This window comes from Mycobacterium sp., assembly GCF_049278535.1.
In the GTDB taxonomy this organism is placed as follows: Bacteria; Actinomycetota; Actinomycetes; order Mycobacteriales; family Mycobacteriaceae; genus Mycobacterium.
In genome coordinates this window covers 1-25124 of record NZ_JBAPMI010000004.1, presented here as the reverse complement: position 1 = coordinate 25124, position 25124 = coordinate 1, and the positions used below count along the sequence as shown (strand labels likewise).

Here is a 25124-nt window from a genome sequence, read left to right as displayed (position 1 = left end):
GCCATCACGGCCTCCGACAGCTCTCGTCCGGTTGCCGCCCGCGCCGCCGCTGTCATGGCTTCCTCGATGGCGCTCGCCAAGTCGACCTCCGCGTCGGCGTAACCGGCGATCACCTCGGCCAGGGCGTCGCTCGCGGCCGTGTCGGTAGGCGCGACGACCCGCGCAAGCTCTTCGCGGCGGCCGTACAGCCGTCGGCCGTCCAGCACCGCCGCCACCGCCAGCGGCGACGCGCCGGGATCGTCGACGACGCCGCCCGCACCGCAACCGTCCACGCAGTGCCAACGGCCACCGGCAGCCACCCGGTCCACAACATGCGCGGCCCACAGAGCGATGTCGTGACGGGACAGTTCGCCGGTCAGCGTCGAGCACAGGTCGCGGTATTGCTCGTTACACATCGGGCAGCCCGCGCCGTCCTCGTCGACGATCACCGCTATGGCGGCTTCGGGCGAGGCGGCCGCAGCAACCTCGGCGAGATGGGCGATCTGCTCGGCGAGAGCGTCGGACAGGTCGACCCGCATCACCGACCCGAGTTCGCCCCCGTCGATCGATAAAAGTACCAACGATTTCTCCGGCACAAAGCCCAATACGGCTGGGAGCGCGGCGATCACCGCGCCGGGTCGATTCAATTCAAAGTCGCGTCGCTGCTTGGTCATGGCGACGACGCTGGCAACTGGCACCGTCAGTTCGCCGGCGGCCGCCTCCGCGCGACCGGCCTGCTGTGGGTGAAGCCGCAGCTGTGGACAGCGCGCGCAACCGCAGTGTTCACATCCATGTAGCCGGATTCGACGTGCACGCGCAACGCAACGGGCGTATGTGTCTACTCATGGGTTCGATACTCGAGTACGACATGGTCGTCATCGGATCAGGTCCGGGCGGTCAGAAGGCCGCGATCGCGGCGGCCAAACTGGGCAGAACGGTGGCCGTTATCGAACAGCGTCCGATGCTCGGCGGGGTGTGCGTCAACACCGGCACCATCCCGTCGAAGACGCTGCGCGAAGCGGTGCTCTACCTGACCGGCATGAATCAGCGCGAGCTCTACGGCGCCAGCTACCGGGTCAAGGACAAGATCACCCCGGCGGACCTGTTGTCGCGAACCCAGCACGTCATCGGCAAGCAGGCCGATGTGGTGCGAAATCAGTTGATGCGCAACCGAGTTGATCTCATCCCGGGCGAGGCCCGGTTCCGCGACGAACACACCCTGCTCGTCGACGACCGCTCCCGCGGCGAGCGCACCACGGTCAGCGGCGAATACATCGTGATCGCCACCGGCACCAAACCGGCCCGCCCCGAGGGGGTGGAGTTCGACGAGCAAAGGGTGCTCGATTCGGACGGCATCCTCGATCTCAAGTCGATCCCGACATCGATGGTGGTGGTCGGCGCCGGGGTGATCGGCGTCGAGTACGCATCCATGTTCGCCGCGCTGGGCACCAAGGTGACCATCGTCGAAAAGCGGCAGGACATGCTGGATTTCTGCGATCCCGAGATCATCGAGGCCTTGCGTTTCCACCTGCGCGACCTGGCGGTCACGTTCCGCTTCGGCGAAGAGGTGACCCGCGTACAGGTCGGCGCGTCGGGCACAGTCACCAGCCTGGCCAGCGGCAAGAAGATCCCCGCCGAGACGGTGATGTACTCCGCGGGCCGGCAGGGCCAGACCGAGAACCTCGAGCTGGAGAACGCCGGCCTGGAAGCCGACGCCCGTGGGCGCATCTTCGTCGACGAGGCCTTCCGGACCAAGGTCGATCACATTTACGCCGTCGGCGACGTCATCGGCTTCCCCGCGCTGGCGTCGACCTCGATGGACCAGGGCCGGGTGGCGTCCTGCCACGCGTTCGGCGAGCCCGTGCACGGCCTGACCGCCCTGCAGCCGATCGGCATTTACTCGATCCCGGAAATCTCCTACGTCGGAGCGACCGAGGTCGATCTGACCAAGCAGTCCGTGCCCTACGAGGTTGGCCTGGCCCGGTACCGCGAGCTGGCTCGCGGCCAGATCGCCGGCGACTCGTACGGGATGCTGAAGCTGCTGGTCTCCACCGACGATCTGAAACTGCTAGGCGTGCACATCTTCGGCAGCAATGCCACGGAGATGGTGCACATCGGCCAAGCGGTGATGGGCTGCGACGGCACGGTCGAGTATCTGGTCGACGCGGTATTCAACTACCCGACGTTCTCCGAGGCGTACAAGGTCGCCGCGCTGGACGTGATGAACAAGGTGCGCGCCCTGAGCCAATTCGACTAGCTAGCACTCGTCGTCGAAAGAACTCGGCGGCGCATCCCCCGGGCCGCCGGCCTGCGCCCGCGCGAACAGCTGGGAGATGTGGTCGTCGAACGGTGACGAGTAGGACAGATTCTCCGCGCATCCGCCACCGTGCAGACCCCCGATCACCCCGGTGACGGTCGACCCGCTGATCCAGGGTGCGCCGCTGGTGCCGTCGACCAGGCCCGCGCACGCCAGCACGGGATAACCGCCGTCACTGACGTCGGTGCGGGCCTCGCAGCCGATGGGCAGGCCGCCGACGCCCGCCGGATAGCCGACCACGGTGATCGCGCTACCCCGCGCCGGTTCGGTGCCCAGTGACAGCGCTGAGCCGACCAGAGCTTCGACCGATCCGCCGGCGGGGCGGCTCACCCGCACGATCGCATAGTCGGCCAGCGGATCCTTGTTGGCCAACCATCTCGGATCCAGATACAGCGCATCCACCGTCCACTGATCGTCGGGTGTGGCTGCGCGGGCAAAGCCGGGAACGAATCGTGCCGGGCCACCGGCGCTCAGGCAATGCGCGGCGGTCAGCACCAGATCCCCCGTCGCCGAATGCAGCACCGAGCCGGTACAGGCGTGCAGATCGCTGCCGGAGAGGAACAACGCGCCCACCCGCGGGTCGGGATCGACTGGCGCGGCGACAACCCGGTTCGGGGCGCTCGAGGCGGCCTGTTCGGGTTTGCTGCTGACGGCTGCGGATCGGGCCTGATGTCCACAGCTGACCAAAGTTATGGCCAGGGCCGCCAGTGCCGGCAGATTGCGCATCGCCGTCGATCATGCCCGATATAGCGGGCAGAGGCCGAAAAGCGCGATGCATCGCGGCTAATTCGGCGTGCGATGACGGGGTATCCGCCAGGAATGCGGCCAGTCCCGGTCGCGTTTCCCGGATATCAGCTCCAGAGCCCGCAGCGGGTCCAGTGTCCACTGGCCACCGATCTGAGGGACACTGTCTGTGACGGCGCGGCACATACCGCGACCCGGCGAGGAGGCAACAGCGATGGGCCACAACGAGCCCCCCGACACACCTGATCGGGGTCAGCGTTACCAGCCCGAGCAGAACGGCATGTACGAGCTTGAGTTCCCGGCGCCGCAGTTGTCGTCGTCTGATGGGCGCGGCCCGGTCTTGGTGCACGCCCTGGAGGGTTTCTCCGATGCCGGTCATGCGATCCGGCTGGCCGCCGGCCATCTCAAAGAGACGCTGAATACCGAGTTGGTGGCGTCCTTCGCGATCGACGATTTGCTCGACTACCGGTCGCGCCGGCCGCTGATGACGTTCAAGACCGATCACTTCACCCATTACGACGATCCCGAGCTCAGCCTCTACGCCATGCACGACAGCGTCGGAACGCCTTTTCTGTTGCTGGCCGGTATGGAGCCGGATCTGAAGTGGGAGCGGTTCATCACCGCTGTGCGATTGTTGGCGGAGCGTCTCGGCGTCCGGCAAACGATCGGCCTGGGCACCATCCCGATGGCGGTTCCGCACACCCGACCGGTCACGCTGACCGCACACTCCAACAACCGCGAGCTGATCGCCGATTTCACGCCCTGGATTTCGGAGGTGCAGGTGCCCGGCAGTGCGTCGAACCTGTTGGAATTCCGGATGGCCCAGCACGGCCACGAGGTGGTTGGTTTCACTGTTCACGTCCCGCACTACCTGGCCCAGACGGACTATCCGGCCGCGGCGCAGGCCCTGTTGGAGCAGCTGTCCAAAACCGGTTCGCTGCAACTGCCGTTGAACGCGCTGACCGAGGCGGCAGCGGACGTCAAGGTCAAGGTCGATGAGCAGGTCGAGGCCAGCGCAGAAGTGGCTCAAGTGGTGACAGCACTGGAGCGCCAGTACGATGCCTTCATTGCTGCGCAGGAGAATCGGTCGCTTCTGACGCGGGATGAGGATCTACCTAGCGGGGACGAACTCGGCGCGGAGTTCGAGCGGTTCCTGGCGCAGCAGGCCGACAAGAAGTTAGACGACGACGATCCGACCTGATCGCCCTCCCGGGCCCGACAGCGAAGTTGGCGAAATGACGCAGCGCAAGCCCAACCTTCGCTCGGTGCGAGAGGTCACGCCACAGCTGCAGTTTCGGACCGTCCACGGCTATCGACGCGCGTTCCGGATCGCCGGCTCCGGCCCGGTGATCCTGCTCATCCACGGAATCGGCGACAATTCGACAACCTGGGCGACCGTGCAATCCAAACTCGCGCAACGGTTCACGGTCATCGCGGTCGATCTACTGGGCCACGGGCAGTCGGACAAGCCGCGGGCCGACTACTCGACTGCCGCCTACGCCAACGGAATGCGCGACCTGCTTTCCGTCCTCGACATCGAACGAGCCACGGTGGTCGGCCATTCACTCGGCGGTGGTGTGGCCATGCAATTCGCCTACCAGTTCCCGCATCTGGTCGAGCGTCTCGTATTGGTCGGCGCGGGCGGCGTCACCAAAGATGTGAACATCCTGCTCCGGCTGGCCTCGTTGCCGATGGGCAGTGAGGCGCTGGCGTTGCTGCGACTGCCGTTGGTGCTGCCCGCATTACAGATCCTCGGGCGTGCAGCAGGGATGGTGTTGGGCTCCACCGCGATCGGCCACGATCTGCCCGACGTGTTGCGGGTACTGGCCGGCCTGCCGGAACCGTTGGCCTCGGCGGCGTTCACCCGGACACTGCGCGCCGTCGTGGACTGGCGCGGCCAGAGCGTCACCATGCTGGATCGATGTTATCTGACGCAATCCGTTCCGGTGCAGATCATTTGGGGCACCCACGATGTCGTCGTCCCCGTCAGCCACGCCCGGATGGCACACGCCGCCATGCCGGGCTCGCAGTTGGAGATTTTCGAGCGCTCCGGTCATTTCCCGTTCCACGACGACCCCGACCGCTTCATCGAGGTTGTCGAACGCTTCATCGACACCACCCAGCCGGCCGATTACGACCAAACCGCTCTTCGCGAACTGCTCCGCACCGGCGGCGGCGCGCAAACGGTCTCCGGGCCGGTCGACACCCGTGCCGCGGTGTTGGAGGCGATGGGGTCGGACGAGCGCAGCGCCACCTGATCGCCGCGTCGAGATGACGCCGTACAGTCGGCTCCATGAGTATCGACGTCACCGTCTTGCGAGTTTTCACCGACGCGGGCGGCACTTTCGGTAATCCGCTCGGTGTGGTCGATGCCGTCACCGTCGAGCCTGATCAACACCAGGCTATCGCAGCCGAATTGGGTTACAGCGAAACAGTTTTCGTCGATCTGCCTACGGCGGGTTCAGCCACTGCCGATGCACGCATTTATACCCCGCTCATCGAGCTGCCGTTTGCCGGTCATCCGACGGTCGGAGCGTCGTGGTGGCTGCGATCCATCGGTGCGCCGATTCACACGCTGCAGGTGCCGGCCGGAGTGGTGCAGGTGCACTACGAAGACGACGTCACCACCATCAGCGCCCGCTCGGAATGGGCGCCCGAGTTCGCCATCCACGATCTGCCGAATCTTGACGAGCTCGCCACCGCCGACCCAGCCGACTTTCCCGACGACGTCGCGCACTACCTGTGGGCGTGGATCGATGAGTCGGCCGGATCCCTGCGGTCCAGATTTTTCGCCGCCAATCTGGGCGTGCCGGAGGACGAAGCGACTGGATCTGCTGCCGTGCGGATGACCGACTACCTCAGCCGTGACTTGAGCATCACCCAGGGCAAGGGATCGGTGATGGAAACAACCTGGAGCCCGCAGGGTTGGGTTCAGGTTGGCGGTCGCGTCGTCAACGACGGAGTGAGGCGGATCAACAGCTGACCATCGAGCCCGGCGGCCCGGTGCACGCCGATCTCCGTCACCTCCGGTGACGTGACGATCGTGGCAAACGCTGCCGCGGAAGGATATTGGACCAGAACGCAGGTATCCCAGATATCGTCGACTTCGCCGATCACCAGCGATGCGATATCGCCGCCGAACAGCACCTGTCCCCCGTGCTCTTCGATCACCTTCTGCATCGCCGCACCGTAGAGGTCGTATGCCTGACGGCCGGTCAAATCGCTGTCGCGGCCGTCTGAGTAATCTGCCTTCGCGCGGAACTTCAGTAGGTTGAGCATCACGACGGGACTGTCAGAGTCAACCGCCATCAGCTCTTCAACGCGGGAATGCGTTGGATAGACATGGTTTTCGACGTTCACGGGCGACCTCCTCACGTCGTCTTGCGGTGCAGCACCGCGCCGAGGTGATGCTGCATCGGCTGTCCGACAGCACCCATCTGAAGGGAATAGGACAGCGCGTCTCCGTCGAGCCGGATGCACCGGCCAAGCGAAGTCACATCTTTGGCCGTCGGCGTCAGGCCGATCTGCGTCGTGGTCATCTCGACCTCGATGGTGGCGCCGTCGGTCGTGTAGGTACCGACTTCGATTTCGGTGATGCCGTTCGGATGCGCCAGCACGAGTTCGACCTGACCGGCTTGCGGCACGCGAAGATAACCCGTCTCGGCGTGCAGCGGTGCTCCGTCGGTTGCGGCCCTGGTTTTCTGGCCGTAAATCAAAAATGGTTTGCCCACATGAGAAAACGTGACTTCTTCGAGGTAGTCGAAGGGCTCGATGGTGGGGTATTCACCGGATCCGCGCCCCTGCCAGATACCGAGCAGCGGCGCCAGCTCGCGCAGGTTGGGGTGCAGCTCGGGTGCCATTCGATCAGCCTAATCGGGCGCGTGTTAGGCGGCGTGCACGTCCGGCGTGCGAACGTGCTCCGGGCGAAAGCCTCGACCGACGATGATCGGCGGGATGAACTGTAACGGCCCCCGGCCGACGATCTTCGGCACTCGGATCGGCGACAGGTCGCCGTTGAGGTTCGGTTCGATCGCGTTGTTCTGAACGAACACTTGACCGGCCTGGATGATCCTGGTGGGAAGCTCACGCCGGCGTTGCACCTTGGCGAGATCAGCTTCGCTCAGCCGGTTTTCACGCAGCGGGCCACAAAGGATGTTGGCCGCGGCCACCGCATCGGCGACCGCGAGGTTGATGCCGATCCCACCGACCGGCGACATCGCATGCGCGGCATCGCCGATACACAGCAGGCCTTTGCGCCACCAGGTTTTCAGCCGATCCACCCGCACGTCGAGCTGGCTGGTCTCGTCCCACGAGTGCAAGTCATTGACGTGCTGAGCCAACTTGGGTTGCACGGAGACCAGCCGTTCTTTGAACGCCTCCAGCGATCCATCTCGCGGGTTTTCACCCTTGGGCATGACATACGCAATCTGCCAGTAGTCGCCCCGGTAGATCATGGCCATCATCAGACCTTTGCGAACCACGCCGACAAGCTCCTGCGGATCGCCGGGACGCCAGTTCAGCCGGAACCACAAGACGTCTATTGGCGAATTCGAGGTCCCGATCTGCAATCCTGCTGCGGCGCGCACCGCGGATTTCCGCCCGTCGGCGCCGATCACAAGCTCGGAGTGCACGTCCAGTTCCGGGGTGCGCGCCCCGACCACGCGATCCCCGTCGAAGATCAGATCCGTGACCTCGGCGTTGCGGACCAAGGTGAATTCGGGATAGGCGCTGGCCTTTTCGGCGAGGAAGTCCAGGAAGTCCCATTGCGGCATCAGCGCGATGTAGGGCTCTTTGAAACCGAGCCGCGATAGTGCGCTGAAGTTCCCGAAAGTCCGCAGGGTCCCGTCGGTGTCGAAAGCAAGGCGCGTGACTTTGGTGTGCGGCAGACGCAGAAATTCGTCGATCAGCCCCAGTTCGTCCATGACCCGCAACGTGCTCGGATGCACGGTGTCGCCGCGGAAGTCGCGCAGAAAATCATTGTGCTTTTCCAATACGGCTACCTTGATCCCGGCGCGGGCCAACAGCAGAGCGTGCACCATGCCCGCCGGACCACCACCGGCGACACAAACCTGGGTTTGCAGAACTTGCGTCATGCCCCGACACTACGTCGCAGGTCAACCGGAAGCGGGCACCTCGCGGTGCGTGCGCAGCTCCTTGATCTCGCGCTCGAAATCCTCAGCGGACTCGAAAGACCGGTATACGGAGGCGAATCGCAGATACGCGACTTCGTCGAGTTCTCGCAATGGTCCAAGGATCGCAAGGCCGACTTCGTTACTGGGAACTTCCGGTGACCCCCCGGCTCGTACGGCGTCCTCGACCTGCTGGGCAAGCAGGTTCAACGCATCGTCGTCGACCTGACGGCCCTGGCACGCCCGGCGCACACCACTGACGACTTTCTCGCGGCTGAACGGTTCGGTAACGCCGCTGCGCTTGACGACCGCCAACACTGCGGTTTCCACGGTGGTGAACCGGCGACCGCACTCCGGGCACGATCGCCGGCGGCGAATGGCCTGCCCCTCGTCGGTTTCGCGGGAGTCGACGACTCGGGAATCGGGGTGCCGGCAGAACGGACAATGCATGGCCGCTCCTTCGCCGCGCTGACTTCGGGGTGTCCCAAACCACCCCGAGCCTACCTGCGTGCCCGGCCCCCGGCCTAGCGTCGCCGGATGTCGCGCCTGGTAAACGGCTCAGCCCACCGGAGCGATCAGCGTCTGGCCCGCGGTCACCGCCGACGAGTCGAGCTCGTTGAGTTCACGGATGCGAGCGGCAACCTGACTGCTCGGTGCGTCCGGTGCCACCCGGGCGGCCAAGCGCTGCAACGTCTCCCCTGGCTCGACACGAACGACGGCGAGCCGATCAGGCATCTGGACTGCTGCCTTCTCGGGACCGGCATGCAGCATGCCGCCGAAGTGCGCCACGAAACCGAGCCACACCGTGATCCCCGCCGCCACCAACGCCAGCGCGACGGTGGTCGTCGGGGTGATCGGGCGCGGCCGGTGTGGCGCCGTCGACATCAACACCCCAGTGCCCCGGTATCGCGGGGGCGCTGCGATCGGCCGGGACGGCTGAGGACCTCTCGGTCCACCCCGACGAGCGGCCGGACGCAGCTGAACCGGCCGAACCCGAATAGGCGCGCTGGGCGAGATCGTCTCGATGGGCATCATGTGCGTTCCTCCAGTCGGCTTGTAGTCGATCACTTGTTCGAATACTAATCGATAATGCGTTCGAATACCGAACATGTGATCGAACTGTTGCACACGCTGGAGACGATAGAACCCGCCACCGACAGGTTCGCGCCGGCGTCGTGGGGCGAAATCGCGACATACCTCGAACACATGTTTGATATCCGGTCCAAATACGGCTACATTCGGCCATATGAGCGATAGCGACACCCCGGCCGCCGAATCCGACCGCCCCTCGCGATCTTCGGAATCAGGGCTGACCCCGCGCCAGCGCACCATCCTGGACGTCATTCGCGCGTCGGTCACCAGCCGCGGGTACCCGCCCAGCATCCGGGAGATCGGCGATGCCGTCGGCCTGACGTCGACGTCCTCGGTGGCTCACCAACTACGCACGTTGGAGAAAAAGGGGTACCTCCGCCGCGACCCGAATCGCCCACGCGCAGTGGATGTTCGTTCAGCCGACGACACTTCGAAACCGCCCGTGCTCACCGACGTCGCCGGCTCGGACGCGCTGCCGGAACCCACGTACGTCCCCGTGCTGGGGCGCATCGCGGCCGGTGGCCCGATCCTGGCCGAAGAGGCCGTCGAAGACGTCTTTCCGTTGCCGCGCGAATTGGTCGGCGAAGGCGCGTTATTCCTGCTCAAGGTGGTCGGTGAATCTATGGTCGACGCCGCGATCTGCGACGGCGACTGGGTGGTGATCCGTCAGCAGAACGTCGCCGACAACGGTGACATCGTGGCGGCGATGATCGACGGAGAGGCCACCGTCAAGACGTTCAAGCGCACCGGCGGTCAGGTCTGGCTGATGCCGCACAACCCGGCGTTCGACCCCATTCCGGGCAACGACGCCGCCGTGCTCGGCAAGGTCGTCACGGTAATCCGCAAGATCTGACGCCGCGACGCCGGAGTGGCTATCCGGCCCTGTGAAACCCGTTGGCCTGCGCGATTTCCTCGCTGGCGAACCAGATTTCAGCCATTGTCTCTTCGTACAGCGCACTGGCGGGCATGTAGTAAAGGCCGGAGCTCGCGTTGGCCTTGACGGGGTAGCCGTCGGGCACCTGATATGGGTCGTCCATGGGTAGATGAATTGCCAACTGCCCGGAAGCAATTCGCGGTATCGGCACGGCCTCGGTGACTTGAGCGTCGTCGCCGCCGGCGGCCGCGTGCCGTCCGGCTCGGACATCACCGGTTCGGACATCACCGGCTCGGACATCACCGGCTACCGGAATTCCGGTCGGAGCAGTGTCCACGTCATCGGGATCCTGGTGGTGGTCCTCGTGGAGGTCGTCGTGGAGGTCGTCGTGGAGATCCTCGTGGAGGTCCTCGTGGACGTCACGGTCGAAATCGGCGAAACCGGATAGCTCGTCTGGACTTTCGGGCTCGTCCTCGAGCAGTTCGTCCACCAGGCTTTTGCGGCTCGGTGGCATCCACTGGCTGCCAGGCTGACTGGGCAGACGCACAGTCCGGGGTCGTGGCGGGCGGTGCTCGTCAGACAAGTTCGACGACGCCAGTTCGGCATCGTCGTCCGGCGACCACTGCGCGACAGACTCGGTGGGTGGCTCGTAAGCGGACTCGTCCGGTTCCGCGACCCGGAGGGTCTTGTTCTCACGTTTGACGGCACGGCGTCGACGCCACACCCGCGCCGACGGCACCAGAAGACCGATCAGCAGTAGCCCGGCGACACCGGCCAGCAACCACCACCAGTGCCCGCTCAGCCAACTCATCCCGCCGCCGGACGGCGCCGCACCTGATGGGGTCTTCTGTCCTGGCACCTGCAGACCGGACAGCGCCGATGCGAGGATTGCCGGCTGGGTGGTGAAGGTGTTCTTCGTCTTGTTCCAGGCGATCTCGCCGCCGGTGAATTTCTGCGTGACGACGTCTTTGTTGACCGTCTGGTCGGCCACCGGCGCGCCCAGTTTGCCGGTCGCCCCGAGGAGTTTGTCCCACGCGGCTTTGATGGCTCCACGCACCACGAATGCACCATGGTCCGGGGTCCAGAAGATGACGGGCTTGTCGGTGGCGGAAAACGCGCTGATCTTGCTCGCTGATTTGAGCCCGCCGGCAGTCTCGTTGGAGATCGGGAAACCGAGGTCGCCGCCCGGCCCGCCCAGCGACTCGTACTTGCTCAAAATGTCGGCTTCGATGGCGTTTGCGCCGGTAGCGGGACTGAAGAAGATCTTGCCCCCGGCGAAGTTCTGCGCGAGTCCGTCGCTGCCCGCCGGGTACTGATCACCCTGTTTGGCACCCAGCGGCCCGGAGGGCCCGCCGGCCGCGCGCCAGGCCATGTTGATGTCCGCCGTCGGGTCGACGGGTACCTGCAGGTCAGTGAGCTTGCCGGCCAGGTCGGGCGGAACCGTGGTGAAGGCCTTGGTCAGCCGGTTCCAGGACACCTTGCCGCCGCTGAACGCCTGAGTCGCGAGTTCGCCGTCGAAGGTTTCGTCACCGGTGGGGACGCCCAGAGCGCCGCTGGAGCTGCCCAGTTTGTCCCACGCGGCGTTGATCGCACCGCGCACCACGAAGGCCCCATGGTCGGCGGTCCAGTAAATCAGCGGCTTGTCGCTGGCTGAGAACGTGCTGACCCGACTGTCGGGGCCGGCCAGGCCGCGTACTTCGTTGGCAGTCGGAAAGCCAAGGTCCGAGGCCGCCGGGCCGCCGAGTGCTTCGTACTTGTCCAGAATGGCGCCCATCATCAACCTGGGGCCGGTAGCCGGGGTGAAGAACATCTTGCCGTGCACGAAGTCCTGGGCAAATCCCTGACCAGCAACGTAGCAATCACCCTGCTTGGCGCCCAGATCCGAAGTGTCGCCGCCGGCGTCCTTCCAGGCCGCAGTGATCGCGTTGTCGGCATCACCGATTGGGGATGCCGCCGCGACCGGCGTCAGCAGCGCCATGCAGGTAAATCCCGCGGCCAGAACTGCCAGACCGCGCGCGGCGCGGGCAACGGCGCCCGATCGTGCCTGCTGCCTTGTCATCCCGCCCTCCCCGCGGCCGCCCAGTGCCAAGCCTGGGGCCAATTTCAACCTCCCGGCGGGCCGCCACGATTGTGCTGCGCGCGACGACGCGTGGGAAGTCATACGAAGACCCTACGGAATGGATATCCCGTCGACGTCGGATTCTTCACTACAGGGGCTGGTGGTGTCGCATTCTGCTCGTTCGGTTTTAGGTCGCGGTGCCTCGATTGCAGTTGAATTTGTGAGCACGCCGCTCTGCTATTTGGACGCGCTTAACGCGGCGAAATGGGTGGCCGAATACCTCGTCGACATTCACCGGACCAACGCGCCGTCGGGCCCGTCGCCGCAGCGGACGCGCTACCGTACCGACGCTTGAGAGCCAAACTGCTTTACCCCCAACGAAATACCGCTGTTAGACGCCGAGGCTGCGGCCGATGATTTCCTTCATGATCTCGGTGGTACCACCGTAGATGGTCTGCACTCGCGCATCGAGATAGGCACGCGCAACCGGGTATTCGCGCATGTAGCCGTAGCCACCATGGAGCTGCAGACAGCGGTCGATCAGATACACCTGCTTCTCAGTCGAGTACCACTTCGCCATCGCGGCCTGCTCGGCGGTCAGCTTCTCGTCGAGGTGCAGCCGGATGAACTCGTCGACCATCATCCGCACCGCGGTGGCCTCGGTGGCCAGCTCCGCGAGCAAGAATCGGCTGTTCTGGAAACTGCCAACCGACTTGCCAAAGGCCTTGCGCTCCTTGGTGTATTGCAAGGTCTGCTCCAGCACCGTTTCCATTGCGGTCGCAGCCATGATCGCGATGGAGATTCGCTCCTGCGGCAGGTTCTGCATCAGATACACAAAACCCATGCCCTCTTCGCCGAGCAGATTCTCTGCCGGCACTTTGACGTCGGCGAAGGACAGCTCTGCGGTGTCCTGAGCGTCCAGGCCTACCTTGTCCAAGTGCCGACCACGCTCGAATCCCTCCATACCACGTTCCACCGCCAGCAGGGAAAAGCCTTGCGCACCCTTATCAGGATCGGTCTGGGCCACCACGATCACCAGATCCGAGTTAATGCCGTTGGTGATGAATGTCTTTGAACCGTTGAGGACATAATGGTCGCCCTGCTTGACCGCGCGGGTCTTTATCCCCTGCAAGTCGCTGCCCGTGCCCGGCTCGGTCATGGCGATCGCGGTGATCAACTCGCCGGTGCAGAATTTCGGCAACCATCGCTGCTGCTGCTCCTCGTTGCACAACCGCAGTAGATACGGCGCGACGACGTCGTTGTGCAGCCCGAACCCGATCCCGCTGAACCGGCCCGCGGTGGTCTCCTCGGTGATGATCGCGTTGTAGCGGAAGTCGGGGTCACCGCCGCCGCCAAACTCCTCGGGCACCGCCATACCCAAAAAGCCCTGCTTGCCGGCCTCCAACCACACACCCCGGTCGACGATCTTCGCCTTCTCCCAGTCGTCGTGGTACGGCGCGACGTGACGGTCAAGGAACGCCCGGTAGGACTCGCGGAACAAGTCGTGCTCGGGCTCGAACAGCGTGCGTTGATATTTGACGGCGCTACCCATGAGATGACCTCCGGCGGGGTTGGGAACTCTGCCGCCAAAGATATACCAACCGGATGGTTGGTAGGCCGATGGTGCGCCTCGGCGGCCTACAGTCAGCGGATGGACGAGACGATCCTGGTGGAGGAGCTCGGGCAACTGCTCGAGTTCTCCTATACCGACATGCTGTGTTACGCCGGGCCGTACTCCCCGGCGGGCGTGGCCACTGCGTTCAAGGCGATGCAGCGGGCGTTCGGGGCGCTGTCCCCGAACCAACCACCGCAGCGACGCTCCGTCGTCATTCGCACCCCCTTCCGGGGGCCGGGGGCGCGCGACGGCTTCGAAGCCGTCACCCGGGCGGTGACCGACGGCCGCTACGCAATTGATCCCGCCCTGGCGCGACCCGACCGCGGGCGATTGCTGGAAAGTTTCGTGTTTCAGGTGTTGATCAGCGGCCGCACGGCGACGCTACTGCTGCGCCCTGGCTTTGTCACCGCCGAATTCCTCGAGTTGGCGGGTAAGGGCGAACGCGATCACGCCGAGGAGGCGCACCTCGACGAGCTCAAGGCTCAGCTGGCGCAGCGGATGCTCGGGGCGTCCGCGGAGGACGTCTACGAGTTGGCCACTTAATCCGGTTAACCGGACCATACATCTACCTAAGTAGCCGCTGAGTAAATCTCTGCTGACATCACAGCCTCTCAGAGCCAACGAAATTCGCTCAGAAGACCTGTCTAGCAGTATCGATACGTCAGTCAAAAAAGTTCGGCGGTTTGTCTGTCATTTCCTGTACTCGCACAACGCTAAGCGGTACCTTAATTCCACCTGAGAACTCTCAGGTGTTCTATAGGGGAGGAACGGGCCCGCCAGCCCGCACCAGTTCCGGTGAAAGGAAACCATGCAAACCGCAACCAGACGCACGCTCATCGCCGCGGCAGCGCTCGGAGCGGCAGGACTCTTCGGGTCACTGCCCTACCACGGGCTCACCCAGGCGCAGGGCATTCCGACCGTGCACCACGACGTTGCGCTGGTCGACTTGGGCGACACCCTCTTGGGCTCGGAGACCGGCTTCGACACCACGCTGTACGACGGCGTGCTGGGGCCGAATGGATCCGAAGAAATGATGTACAACTCGTTCGTGACGGCGTTCGGTACTACTGAGGCCAACTATCTCCTTGACACCAACACTGCCTCGCCCGTGTTCAGCGGCGTGTTCAACGGTGCGGAGAGCCGGTTCTTCGAGGGCGCGTTCCTGGACGTGCTGTCCGGCGAGGACCACATCAACCAGCTGTTCGGCGTCAGCGCGACGGAGTCGCAGACCGCGATCCTCGAGATCTTCACCAGCACCGGTGGGCCCCCGATCCCCGAGGCAGCCGGCGTGACGCTGGCTGATCTCACCGGTGCCGTGGGATCGTCGGCATTCGACACCGATCTGTCGGCGATCGCCAACGCGGACTTCGCCAGCGGGTTTACCGACCTGCAGGGCTACTTTGCCGACCTGCTCAGCGGTGCGGGCGCCCTCGGCGACGGCCTGGGGGACGGCGGCGGCTTCCTGGCCACCATCCTCAGCGATCTGGGCCTGGGCGGCCTGTAACACCCGAAACAACAGAAAGCGCCGGAGTGGGGGCTCCGGCGCTTTCTGTTATCTGCGAACCTTTTTCAGGTCGCCGAGAACTGCCGCAAGCTGGCGGCCAGCGCCGCCGGTACTCGCGCCTTGATCCGAGTGCCGTCGCTGATGTGCTCGGTTTCCTGAACCCGTCCGTCGGCGTGCACGCGCGACACGAGATCGCCGCGGTCGTACGGGATCACCACGTCGACCGCGGTGTCAGTGGGTGCGGCCAGCTCAGCCATTCGCCGGCGTAGCGCTTCGACGCCGTCGCCGGTGCGGGCGGAGACGAACATCGCCCCGGGCAGCGAACGTCGTAGCTTGGCAAGCGCCAAATCGCCTGCGGCATCGGTCTTGTTGACGACGATCAGCTCCGGCGCCGGACCGCTGTGATGGTCGGCCAAGACTTCGGAGATCACCTGGCGCACCGCGCTGATCTGGGCCAGCGGGTTGACATCGGATCCGTCGACAACGTGCACGAGCAGGTCGGCGTCGACGACCTCTTCCAGTGTCGAGCGGAACGCCTCGACCAACTGGGTCGGCAGGTGCCGCACGAACCCGACGGTGTCCGAGACCGTGAACGCTCGCCCGTCGTCGAATTGTCCACGGCGAGTAGTGGGTTCCAGGGTCGCGAATAAGGCGTCCTGCACCAGCACGCCGGCGCCTGTCAGTGCATTAAGCAGGCTCGACTTGCCCGCGTTGGTGTAGCCGACGATGGCGATCGACGGCATGTCACTGTGCACCCGTCGGCTTCGCTGGGTGTCGCGCACCTGCTTCATCGCCTTGATGTCGCGACGCAGCTTGGACATGCGCTCACGGATCCGACGCCGATCGGTTTCAATCTTGGTCTCACCGGGTCCACGCAGACCCACCCCGCCGCCACTGCCGCCGGCACGGCCACCGGCCTGCCGCGACATCGACTCACCCCAGCCACGCAGCCGCGGCAGCATGTACTCCATCTGCGCCAGTGCCACCTGCGCCTTGCCTTCCCGGCTGGTGGCGTGCTGGGCGAAGATGTCCAAAATCAGCGCCGTGCGGTCGATGACCTTGACCTTGACGGCCTTCTCCAGCGCGGTCAGCTGCGCCGGCGACAACTCACCGTCGCAAATCACGGTGTCGGCGCCGGTGGCCGTCACGACGTCACGCAGTTCGGCTGCCTTGCCGGAGCCGATGTACGTCGCCGGATCGGGCTTGCTGCGTCTCTGGACCATGCCCTCGAGCACCTCCGAGCCCGCGGTCTCGGCAAGCGCCGCCAATTCGGCGAGGCTGGCGTCGGCATCGGCGGCGCTGCCGTCGGTCCACACGCCGACCAGCACCACCCGCTCGAGGCGCAGCTGGCGGTACTCGACCTCGGAGACGTCGGTGAGTTCGGTGGACAGCCCGGCGACGCGGCGCAGCGCAGCGCGATCGTCGAGGGCCAGGTCGCCCGTGCTGGGGATGTCTTGATCGGGAAAGTCGGGATGTGTCATAGGTAATTACAAATCGTGCACGCCGAAGCGGCGACATGCATCTGATTTAACGTGACTCCTCCTGCCACCATTCCTCGCTGAGTTCGCCGTGGGCCACCAACACCGATGGCCCGCGCAGATAACTGGTCGCTTCAGTGACGGTGACAACGACGTCGCCGCCGGGCACCCGCACGGTCAACGTGCCGCTGCTCGCGCCGGCATACGACAGCGCGGCGGCGGCCGCGGCGACGGTTCCCGTTCCGCAGGACCGGGTTTCGCCCACTCCCCGCTCGTGTACCCGCATGCTCACCGCGCCGTCGGCCGGGGCGGTGAGGACTTCGACGTTGACGCCGTCCGGGAACTGCGTGTGGTCGAAGCTCACCGGCGCTGCGACGTCCAACACCGCCAACGCCTCAGCGGTCAGCGCCGGATCGACACAGGCCAGGTGAGGGTTGCCGACGTCGACCGCCAGGCCGCCGAATATACGACCGCCGACGACAGCCTCCCCCGGACCCAGCAGGTTGGCCTTACCCATGTCGACGCTGACGTCGGCGTTGGTGGCGTCGACGTGATGCAGGACGACTGGCCGCGGACCCGCCAGTGATCCGACGACGAACTCGTCCCGGGTTTCCAGGCCGCTGGCCCGCAGGTAATGCGCGAACACCCGCACGCCGTTGCCGCACATCTGCGCGGTCGACCCGTCGGCGTTGCGGTAGTCCATGTACCAGTCCTCGGCGCGCACGCCGTCGGGCACCCGATCGAGCACCCCTGCGGCCAGCGCCGCCCCCGTCGTGGTGACTCGCAGCACGCCGTCGGCGCCAAGGCCGCGGCGTCGATCGCACAAAGCGGACACCACCACCGGTGTCAGCGTCAGCGCGGCATCCAGGTCACCCAGCACGACAAAGTCGTTCTGGGTGCCATGGCCTTTGACGAAGCGGATCACCTGCTCAGGATACGTGCCGCCACGCCCGTAACGCGGCGGCCGCGTTACCGGCAGCGGTCGCATCCAACCAGTGGATCCGGTGGTCGCGGCGGAACCAGGATCGCTGCCGTCGCACATAGCGACGCGTACCGATGAACGTCGGCTCGCGGGCGGCACTGCCGTCACCGCCCGCATCGAGGTCGGTGAGTACCTGCGAGTAGCCCAGCGCCCGGGAGGCGGTCACGCCGTCGCGCAACCCGCAACCCAGCAGCATAAGCACCTCGTCGACCAGCCCTTCGGTGAACATCGAGTCGGTGCGCTTCGCTAGTCGCCGGTCGAGAAGCTCTGTGTCGCAATCTAATCCGATGATCACCGTGTCCCAGCGAGGTGCGGCGATGACGGGCGCCGACGCGGCGAAGGGCTGGCCGGTGAGTTCCACCACCTCCAGCGCGCGCACGATGCGCCGCCCGTCGGTCGCCAGGATGGACGCGGCGGCGGCCGGGTCGCGACCGGCCAGCTCGGCGTGTAGGCCGTCGGCGCCGACCTCGGCAAGCCGCTTTTCCCATTTCGCCCGTACCGCAGGATCGGTTGCCGGGAACGACCATTCGTCCAGGAGGGATTGGATGTAGAGCATCGAGCCGCCCACCAGCACCGGAACTTTGCCGCGGGCGGCAATCGCCTCGATGTCGGCGGCGGCGTCCTGCTGATACCGCGCGACGGTCGCGGTCTCGGTGACATCGAGGACGTCGAGCTGGTGGTGCGGGACACCGCGGCGTTGGGCGACAGGCAATTTCGCGGTGCCGATGTCCATACCGCGGTAGAACTGCATCGCGTCGGCGTTGACGATTTCGGCGCCGGCCTCTCCGCCGAGCCGCTCCGCCACCTCCAGGGCCAGCTGCGACTTGCCGGTACCGGTCGGACCGACGATCGCCAGCGGTTTCACGGCTGCCAGACGCCGGCGAAGTATCCGACGCCGTAGGGCGCAGCGCGGTAGAGCTCCTTGGTCGACCGGGGTGCCGGCCCTGCCAGGCCCGCGAGCACGCCGAAAGCCACCCGCCCCCGGACCTGCGCGGGCAGCCGGGTCAGCGCGGTCACGTCGCCACAGGCCAGCGCGTCATCCAACGCGCGCTGGAGGTCGACGTCGTCGGGGTGGTGACCGCCGGGGGCGGACGGGGTCAGTGTGTTGGCGCCGTCGGCGACAATCAGCACTCCGGTCGGTTCGCTCGACTGGTCGATCTCGTCACGCAGCCGCCTGCCAACGTTCACTGCGGTCTGGGTGTCTCGGCCTTGGTCGTAGACGCGGACCTGCGCCGCAGCGTCCGGCCGGGCGTGGGCCCGGATCCAGCCGGCGATCAGCGCACACACCGGCATCTCGACGGGTCGGTCGTGGTCGCCGGTCTGCGGCGAGAGCCGCGCCGCCACGTCTACGCCGAAACCCGCGAAAGTGCCGACCGCCTCCGGGCCGAACACATCATCGGAGGCGCCGACGCCGACCGCGACCCAGCGCGGCGGCAATGCTGCGACGGCAGCGACCATGGCCGCCCGCAGCTCGGCTACCTCGTCCGCCGCGACTCCGGCCAGCTCGGGCACCAGCACCGGCGCCGACGGGATGATCGCGATGGCGCTCAGCACGCCATCAAACTAACTGGTCGACTGCACAGCGAGCGCGTCGGTGTGGGCCTCCACGGTGGCGGCCTCACCGCGGGCGAGCGCCGCGGTCGCAACCACCATCACTGCGACCGCCACCACGAGGACGAACACTGTTTCGTCGCCGGGATGCACCGTCTCCCCTAGCACGAAAACACCCAGCAGCGCGCCGATCGTCGGCTTGGCCACCGTCATCGTCGGCATCGAGGCGTTCAGTGGGCCACCGCGATACGCCGACTGCTGGAACACCATCCCGGCGACCGCAGCCGCGATGCAGGCATACAGCTCGGGAGCGGTCAAGACCGCCACGATGCCGCCTTTGGCCGCATCGACAGCGCCCTTGACCAGCACAGCGAACAACGCCAACGACGCACCGGACACCGCGGCGAGCAGCACAGCTCCTATCGCCCCATGCGGCCATAGTCGCGCACCCAGCAGACATAGGCCGATCAGCGGACCTGCGATGGCGGCCACCACCAGCCAGGTTTGCAGCGGCGCACGTGAATGTCCGGCTTCCGGATTGCCGACGGTGACAACAACGGCCAGCGCGGCGGCCAATATCGCGGCCCAACTCCAGTCCCACTTGGTGACGCGAGCCCCGGTCATGCGGGAGTAAATCGGTAAGGCAAACAGCAGTGCCGTCACCTGCAGGCCGGTCACCAGCATCACCGATCCGAGGCTCAGCGCGGCGGCTTGCAAACCGTAGTTGGCGACCGCCGCCACGGCCCCGAGCCTCCAGTCGCGATTGCGCCACAACATGAAAAACAGCGCGAGGTGGCCGACCGGCTGATCCGTGACCTCGTGTGCGGACCGCTGCCGCGCCACGTTGCCGATCGCCGATGCCAGCGCAGCAGCCAGGGCCAGCAACACGGCGAGCTCTGACTTCGGCACCGCTTATCCCTTCCTCGTACGATCTCTTCCACGCCACCGTACTGACGGGCGCTATGAAACTCCGGTGTCGCGCGTCACAGCTAGCCGTTCGACACCGCTTTGCCGCGCACAATCACGTCCTGGCCACCGCCTACTGCCGCGGTGGCGGCCTCGCCGCGGGCCAGGGCGATCATTGCGATGGCATCAGTACCACCGCCCGTTCATGACCAGTTTCCCAACCAGCCTAGGTCCACTGGCGACCGGCCGCAGCGCCCCACTGCGCCAAGTCGGGACGCCGCGATCTACCTGCTTCGGGTCAAAAATTATTTCACGAACGAGCGGTAATTCCAGCTAGCGCCACGGCCCGGGCTGCCAACTCGGGCCGCTGTCGGCGGCAAAGCTGCTTCAATACTGGTGAGGTACTGACCGGAGTACCTCGTGTCGACGGCGCCGCAATGCGCGGCAGGTGCGCGGCCAACAAGCGCGCGAAGGGTAGGTAGCGGCAGATCATGACGCCTGACGAGCCACAGAACGAACCCCGGCCCACTCCGCGGCCTGGACCGCGGCCCGGACCCAGACCGACCCCACGCCCCAACCCCCACCCCGTCGCTTCGGTGCCGCACAGTGATCCGCACCGGTTCGGCCGCGTCGACGACGACGGAACCGTCTGGCTGATCAGCGCGGCCGGTGAGCGAGTCATCGGCTCGTGGCAGGCCGGCGACACCGAGGCCGCGTTCGTCCATTTCGGTCGACGATTCGACGACCTGAGCACCGAGATCGCGCTGCTCGAGGAGCGTCTGGCCGCAGGTACCGGCGATGCACGCAAGATCAAAGCCACCGCCGCAGGGCTGGCCGAGACGTTGCCGAGCGCAAACGTGCTCGGTGACGTCGACGCGCTGACCCGCCGGCTCGCCGGCATCGCCGAGCATGCCGAGGCGACTGCCGCGGCCGACCGCACTCGTCGTGACGAGCATCGCGCGGCCCAAACCGCACGCAAAGAGGCCCTGGCCGCTGAAGCCGAGGAGATCGCCAACAACTCGACGCAATGGAAAGTCGCCGGCGACCGGCTGCGCACAATCCTCGACGAGTGGAAGACGATCAACGGCCTGGACCGCAAAACCGATGATGCGCTCTGGAAGCGCTATTCGGCGGCACGCGAGACGTTCAATCGACGGCGCGGATCGCATTTCGCGGATTTGGATCGCGAACGCGCCGGCGCCCGCGAGGCCAAGGAGCAGCTCTGCATCAAAGCCGAAGAACTCGTCGACTCCACGGATTGGGGGGCGACCAGCGCCGAATTCCGCAAGCTGCTCGTCGACTGGAAGGCCGCCGGGCGCGCGGCCCGCGATGTCGACGACGCCCTATGGCACCGGTTCAAGGGCGCCCAGGACAGCTTCTTCAAGGCCCGCAACGCCGCGACGGCCGAGCGGGACGCCGAATTCGTGGCGAACGCCACCGCGAAGGAGGCGCTGCTGTTGGAGGCGGAAAAGCTCGACACCAGTAATCACGAAGCGGCCAGGGCCGCCTTGCGCACGATCGGCGACAAGTGGGATGCGATCGGCAAGGTTCCCCGGGAGCGGTCGGCTGACCTCGAGCGTCGACTACGCGCTGTCGAGAAGAAGGTGCGCGACGCTGCCGAGCCCTCCGGCCCCGACCCACAGGCTCAGGCGCGTGCCGAACAGTTCCGGGAGCGTGCCGAACAGTTCGAGCGTCAGGCCCAGAAAGCCGAGGCGGCGGGACGCACCAAGGAAGCCGACGAGGCAAAAGCCAGCGCCGAACAATGGCGGCAATGGGCTGACGCGGCGGCAGACGCGCTGACCCGCAAGCGTTAGCCGGAACCCTGCGCTTTCCCGTTGGGTTTGGGTGGCTCAGCGCGGTCGGGGTCGTCGAGGGTTTCCAGCAGGGTCCGGGCTTGGAGATGCGCGGCCGCTCGACGCCGCTGCTCCTCCGCGGCCAGCTGCACGATCGTGCGCGACCACACCACCCGCGCCCAATGGAACGTCAACAGGATGATGGCGATCCAGGCCATGATCAGCCCGATACCGGGACCGGGGTGTCCCGAGGCTACCGTCTGGCGTGACCACACCGCCAGCAGCCCGGCAGCGCTGGCCACCGCCGAACCGGCCAACGCCACCCAGGCCAGCGCCCAGCGGCGAGTCAGCAGCGCCAGCATCGAGAAACCGACGCCGAAAACCAAAGCCAGCCAACCGAACACGCGTGACGGAAGCGCTATTGCCGCCTTACCGGCGCCCCGCGTCGAGAACAGCACATCCCACCCGCGCACGTCGCCGGTATGCGGCAGCACAAACGACCCGATCAGCACGAACACCAAAATGGCGACCACCAAAGCCCTTGTGCCCGGCTCTATTTCGCGAGCGATGCGACGCTCAGCCGCTTCGATGTCGTCCCGGAAGGCGTCGAATTCGCCCCGATTCGGCTGGCTCTGGCTCATTGAGTGCATCCTTGCGGCTCTGCCGCCGCGGCGGGCTGCCCGATCCCCGGCATGCCCAGCCCCACGCCAGCTGGACGCCGCCCGGCGGCGTCGCCGGCGCGGGTGCGGCGGTGGGTGATGACATCGCCGTCGGCGATCAGGTGATGCGGCGCCGCTCCGGTAATCGTCGTCGTGATGACGTCGCCCGGGCGCACCTGTTGTTCGCCGGGTGCGAAATGCACCAGGCGACCATCTCGTGCGCGTCCGCTCATCCGCGCGGTGCTGCTGTCCTTGCGACCTTCGCCGGTGGCCACCAGCAGCTCGACCGTGCGACCGATCAGGTTGCGGTTTTCTTCCAGTGCAATCTTGTCCTGCAGCGCAATCAGTCGGTCATAGCGTTCCTGCACAACAGCTTTCGGAAGCTGATCGGCCAGCTCGGCCGCAGGAGTTCCCGGGCGTTTGGAGTACTGGAAGGTGAACGCGCTGGCAAACCGGGCCTGCCGAACGACATCCAGCGTGGCGGCGAAATCTTCCTCCGTCTCGCCCGGGAACCCGACAATCAGGTCGGTGGTGATTGCCGCGTGCGGCATTGCGGCGCGTACCCGGTCGATGATGCCGAGGTAACGCTCGGCGCGGTAGGACCGCCGCATCGCACGCAGTATCCGGTCGGACCCGGATTGCAGCGGCATGTGCAGCGCCGGGCAGACGTTCGGCGACTGTGCCATCGCTTCGATGACATCCTCGGTGAACTCAGCCGGATGCGGTGAGGTGAAGCGCACCCGCTCAAGGCCGTCGATGCGTCCGCATTCGGTCAGTAACTCGGCGAAGGCGCCGCGGTTGCGCGGTATCTGCGGGTCGGCGAACGACACCCCGTATGCGTTGACGTTCTGGCCCAGCAGCGTGACTTCGAGTACGCCGTCATCCACCAGCGAGCGCACCTCGGCGAGGATGTCGTTCGGGGCGCGATCGACTTCCTTGCCCCGCAACGACGGCACGATGCAAAACGTACAGCTGTTGTTGCATCCCACTGAAATGGAAACCCAAGCGGCGTAGGCAGATTCGCGGGCAGCAGGCAAAGCGGACGGAAACTCCTGCAATGCCTCGGCGATTTCTACCTGAGCGACCCTGTTGTGCCTGGCCCGCTCGAGCAGCGCGGGCAGCGATCCGATGTTGTGGGTGCCGAAGACGACGTCGACCCACGGCGCCTTGCGCAGCACGTCGTCTTTGTCTTTCTGGGCCAGGCAACCGCCCACCGCGATCTGCATGTCGGGGTTGCTCCGCTTACGCGGCGCCAGGTGGCTGATGTTGCCGTACAGCTTGTTGTCTGCGTTCTCCCGGACCGCGCAGGTGTTGAAGACCACCACGTCGGCGTCGTCGCCGTCGAGCACCCGCCGGTAGCCCGCCGCTTCGAGCAGACCCGCCAATCGCTCCGAGTCGTGCACGTTCATCTGACATCCGTACGTGCGGACCTCGTAGGTTCGGTGCGACAACGACGGCGCCGTTGCGGGCGCCGCGTCCGTTGTCACCGTCGAAGTCACGGAGCCATGGTACGGCGGGGTAACGGTGCGGCGTTCGGCCGACCTAGACGCGCCGACGCTCCCTCTCGCCGGCCAGCTCGACACTGACCACGTCGAAGGCCAGGCCCTGGCTGAAGCCACGGCGCGCGAGCATCCCCACCAGTCGGCGGGTCACCCGGGCATCGGCGGCTTGGTCGCTGAGGTTTTCGCGCCGAAGCTTCTTGCGAACCAGTTCTTCGGCGCGGCCGCGTTCAGCCGCGGGGTTGATACCGCCCAGGACCGAGGTGATCACGTCTTTGTCTACACCCTTGGTGTGCAGCTCAGCAGCCAACGCGCGCTTGCCTTTTCCCGCGTTCGCCAGCCGCGAATGCACCCATTGTTCGGCGAAGTCGGCATCGTCGATCAACCCGACGTCGGCCAACCGGTTCAGCACGCGCACGCTGACCTCATCGGGATATCCGCGCTTGGTCAGTTGCCCGGCCAACTCGGCGCGGGTGCGCGCCCTGGCGGTGAGCAGGCGCAGGCACAGCGCCCGCGCCTGCTCTTCGCGAGATGGCTCAGAAATCGACGGGGGCGGGCAAGACGCTGTCATCGGCCAAGTCATCCGTAACTACCGCGCCGATACCGAGCTTTTCCTTGATCTTCTTCTCGATCTCGTTGGCCACGTCGACGTTCTCCATCAGGAAGTTGCGGGCGTTCTCCTTGCCCTGCCCCAGCTGTTCGCCTTCGTAGGTGAACCACGACCCGGACTTACGGACGAAGCCCTGGTCCACACCCATATCGATCAGCGAGCCTTCGCGGCTGATGCCCCGGCCGTAGAGGATGACGAACTCGGCCTGCTTGAACGGCGGCGACACCTTGTTCTTGACGACCTTGACCCGGGTGCGGTTACCGACCGCATCGGTGCCGTCCTTCAGCGTCTCGATCCGTCGCACATCCAGACGCACCGACGAGTAGAACTTCA

The 25124-nt window shown here is 65.8% G+C and carries 26 protein-coding genes and 1 pseudogene; 9 read left to right on the top strand and 18 right to left on the bottom strand.

Annotated elements, in window-relative coordinates; all coding sequences use genetic code 11:
• The coding region (locus tag WAO18_RS00355) for a DUF4192 domain-containing protein (protein ID WP_422202919.1) at window positions 1–653 on the bottom strand (653 nt) is incomplete at its 3' end.
• A gap of 179 nt (window positions 654–832) precedes the next feature.
• Here WAO18_RS00355 and sthA point away from each other — a divergent pair.
• On the top strand, window positions 833–2236 hold the full coding sequence (gene sthA, locus WAO18_RS00350; RefSeq protein ID WP_422202925.1) for a Si-specific NAD(P)(+) transhydrogenase: 1404 nt from the start codon (window positions 833–835) through the stop codon (window positions 2234–2236).
• Here sthA and WAO18_RS00345 read toward each other — a convergent pair whose 3' ends face one another.
• On the bottom strand, window positions 2237–3022 hold the full coding sequence (locus WAO18_RS00345; RefSeq protein ID WP_422202917.1) for a trypsin-like serine peptidase: 786 nt from the start codon (window positions 3020–3022) through the stop codon (window positions 2237–2239).
• A gap of 232 nt (window positions 3023–3254) precedes the next feature.
• On the opposite strand from WAO18_RS00345, the gene WAO18_RS00340 reads away from it, so the two are divergent.
• Genes WAO18_RS00340 through WAO18_RS00330 form a run of 3 tightly spaced genes read left to right on the top strand, consistent with a single transcriptional unit; the run spans window position 3255 to window position 6023 of the window.
• Window positions 3255–4241, top strand: coding sequence for a proteasome assembly chaperone family protein (locus WAO18_RS00340; RefSeq protein WP_422202916.1), 987 nt, complete (start codon window positions 3255–3257; stop codon window positions 4239–4241).
• Between the two features lie 34 nt (window positions 4242–4275).
• The gene (locus WAO18_RS00335) at window positions 4276–5298 is read left to right on the top strand and encodes an alpha/beta fold hydrolase (RefSeq protein ID WP_422202914.1); all 1023 of its coding nucleotides are present in this window, start codon (window positions 4276–4278) and stop codon (window positions 5296–5298) included.
• A 35-nt stretch (window positions 5299–5333) separates the two neighbouring features.
• Complete coding sequence (locus WAO18_RS00330) at window positions 5334–6023, top strand: PhzF family phenazine biosynthesis protein (protein ID WP_422202912.1); 690 nt, start codon at window positions 5334–5336, stop codon at window positions 6021–6023.
• Here WAO18_RS00330 and WAO18_RS00325 read toward each other — a convergent pair.
• The 5 genes from WAO18_RS00325 to WAO18_RS00305 all read right to left on the bottom strand — a co-directional run bounded on the left by WAO18_RS00325 (window position 5972) and on the right by WAO18_RS00305 (window position 9204).
• Window positions 5972–6400, bottom strand: a complete 429-nt coding sequence (locus tag WAO18_RS00325; RefSeq protein WP_422202911.1) for a DUF1330 domain-containing protein — start codon at window positions 6398–6400, stop codon at window positions 5972–5974. The two genes, WAO18_RS00330 and WAO18_RS00325, sit on opposite strands and share 52 nt — an antisense overlap.
• Before the next feature lie 11 nt (window positions 6401–6411).
• Entirely contained in the window at window positions 6412–6900 is a 489-nt protein-coding gene (locus WAO18_RS00320) for a peroxynitrite isomerase (RefSeq protein ID WP_422202909.1), read from the bottom strand.
• A 24-nt stretch (window positions 6901–6924) separates the two neighbouring features.
• On the bottom strand, window positions 6925–8133 hold the full coding sequence (locus WAO18_RS00315; protein ID WP_422202908.1) for an FAD-dependent oxidoreductase: 1209 nt from the start codon (window positions 8131–8133) through the stop codon (window positions 6925–6927).
• 21 nt (window positions 8134–8154) lie between these two features.
• The gene (nrdR, locus tag WAO18_RS00310) at window positions 8155–8619 is read right to left on the bottom strand and encodes a transcriptional regulator NrdR (RefSeq protein ID WP_422202907.1); all 465 of its coding nucleotides are present in this window, start codon (window positions 8617–8619) and stop codon (window positions 8155–8157) included.
• A 108-nt stretch (window positions 8620–8727) separates the two neighbouring features.
• Complete coding sequence (locus tag WAO18_RS00305) at window positions 8728–9204, bottom strand: LysM peptidoglycan-binding domain-containing protein (protein ID WP_422202923.1); 477 nt, start codon at window positions 9202–9204, stop codon at window positions 8728–8730.
• A gap of 211 nt (window positions 9205–9415) precedes the next feature.
• Here WAO18_RS00305 and lexA point away from each other — a divergent pair, with 211 nt between their 5' ends.
• Window positions 9416–10114 (top strand): transcriptional repressor LexA, encoded by a 699-nt coding sequence (lexA, locus tag WAO18_RS00300; protein ID WP_422202906.1) that lies wholly within the window; start codon window positions 9416–9418, stop codon window positions 10112–10114.
• Window positions 10115–10133: 19 nt separating this feature from the next.
• Here lexA and WAO18_RS00295 read toward each other — a convergent pair whose 3' ends face one another.
• Window positions 10134–12194, bottom strand: a complete 2061-nt coding sequence (locus WAO18_RS00295; RefSeq protein ID WP_422202905.1) for an LGFP repeat-containing protein — start codon at window positions 12192–12194, stop codon at window positions 10134–10136.
• 220 nt (window positions 12195–12414) lie between these two features.
• Between WAO18_RS00295 and WAO18_RS00290 the strand changes: the two genes are divergently transcribed.
• A complete protein-coding gene (locus tag WAO18_RS00290; RefSeq protein WP_422202903.1) occupies window positions 12415–12549 on the top strand; it encodes a hypothetical protein in 135 nt (44 codons plus the stop codon).
• Between the two features lie 36 nt (window positions 12550–12585).
• On the opposite strand, the gene WAO18_RS00285 is transcribed toward WAO18_RS00290, so the two are convergent.
• On the bottom strand, window positions 12586–13746 hold the full coding sequence (locus WAO18_RS00285; RefSeq protein WP_422202902.1) for an acyl-CoA dehydrogenase family protein: 1161 nt from the start codon (window positions 13744–13746) through the stop codon (window positions 12586–12588).
• Between the two features lie 99 nt (window positions 13747–13845).
• On the opposite strand from WAO18_RS00285, the gene WAO18_RS00280 reads away from it, so the two are divergent.
• The gene (locus tag WAO18_RS00280) at window positions 13846–14352 is read left to right on the top strand and encodes a hypothetical protein (protein WP_422202901.1); all 507 of its coding nucleotides are present in this window, start codon (window positions 13846–13848) and stop codon (window positions 14350–14352) included.
• Window positions 14353–14617: 265 nt separating this feature from the next.
• Window positions 14618–15313, top strand: a complete 696-nt coding sequence (locus tag WAO18_RS00275; protein WP_422202900.1) for a hypothetical protein — start codon at window positions 14618–14620, stop codon at window positions 15311–15313.
• A gap of 65 nt (window positions 15314–15378) precedes the next feature.
• On the opposite strand, the gene hflX is transcribed toward WAO18_RS00275, so the two are convergent.
• From hflX to WAO18_RS00250, 5 genes are read right to left on the bottom strand one after another with little or no spacing between them, the layout of a single operon-like run.
• On the bottom strand, window positions 15379–16794 hold the full coding sequence (gene hflX, locus WAO18_RS00270; protein WP_422202898.1) for a GTPase HflX: 1416 nt from the start codon (window positions 16792–16794) through the stop codon (window positions 15379–15381).
• Between the two features lie 46 nt (window positions 16795–16840).
• Window positions 16841–17713, bottom strand: coding sequence for a diaminopimelate epimerase (gene dapF, locus WAO18_RS00265; RefSeq protein ID WP_422202922.1), 873 nt, complete (start codon window positions 17711–17713; stop codon window positions 16841–16843).
• 7 nt (window positions 17714–17720) lie between these two features.
• Entirely contained in the window at window positions 17721–18638 is a 918-nt protein-coding gene (miaA, locus tag WAO18_RS00260; protein ID WP_422202897.1) for a tRNA (adenosine(37)-N6)-dimethylallyltransferase MiaA, read from the bottom strand.
• Window positions 18635–19327 (bottom strand): hypothetical protein, encoded by a 693-nt coding sequence (locus WAO18_RS00255; RefSeq protein WP_422202896.1) that lies wholly within the window; start codon window positions 19325–19327, stop codon window positions 18635–18637. Before WAO18_RS00255 ends, miaA begins: the two co-directional genes overlap by 4 nt.
• Before the next feature lie 9 nt (window positions 19328–19336).
• Window positions 19337–20233 carry a DMT family transporter gene (locus WAO18_RS00250; RefSeq protein WP_422202895.1) on the bottom strand — a complete coding sequence of 299 codons (897 nt, stop codon included), beginning with the start codon at window positions 20231–20233 and terminating at the stop codon, window positions 19337–19339.
• Between the two features lie 488 nt (window positions 20234–20721).
• On the opposite strand from WAO18_RS00250, the gene WAO18_RS00245 reads away from it, so the two are divergent.
• Window positions 20722–22044: a DUF349 domain-containing protein gene (locus WAO18_RS00245; RefSeq protein WP_422202894.1), complete on the top strand. Its 1323-nt coding sequence runs from the start codon at window positions 20722–20724 to the stop codon at window positions 22042–22044.
• Here the strand turns inward: WAO18_RS00245 and WAO18_RS00240 are convergent.
• From WAO18_RS00240 to WAO18_RS00225, 4 genes and pseudogenes are all read right to left on the bottom strand, one after another.
• Window positions 22041–22664, bottom strand: a complete 624-nt coding sequence (locus tag WAO18_RS00240) for a hypothetical protein (RefSeq protein ID WP_422202893.1) — start codon at window positions 22662–22664, stop codon at window positions 22041–22043. The genes WAO18_RS00245 and WAO18_RS00240 overlap by 4 nt on opposite strands.
• Window positions 22661–24091: a tRNA (N6-isopentenyl adenosine(37)-C2)-methylthiotransferase MiaB gene (gene miaB / locus WAO18_RS00235; protein WP_422202920.1), complete on the bottom strand. Its 1431-nt coding sequence runs from the start codon at window positions 24089–24091 to the stop codon at window positions 22661–22663. The genes WAO18_RS00240 and miaB overlap by 4 nt, the downstream gene beginning before the upstream one ends.
• A gap of 133 nt (window positions 24092–24224) precedes the next feature.
• Complete coding sequence (gene recX, locus WAO18_RS00230) at window positions 24225–24752, bottom strand: recombination regulator RecX (protein WP_422202892.1); 528 nt, start codon at window positions 24750–24752, stop codon at window positions 24225–24227.
• A pseudogene (locus WAO18_RS00225) lies at window positions 24718–25124 on the bottom strand (DNA recombination/repair protein RecA); the annotation flags it as partial. The gene recX and the pseudogene WAO18_RS00225, both read right to left, overlap by 35 nt.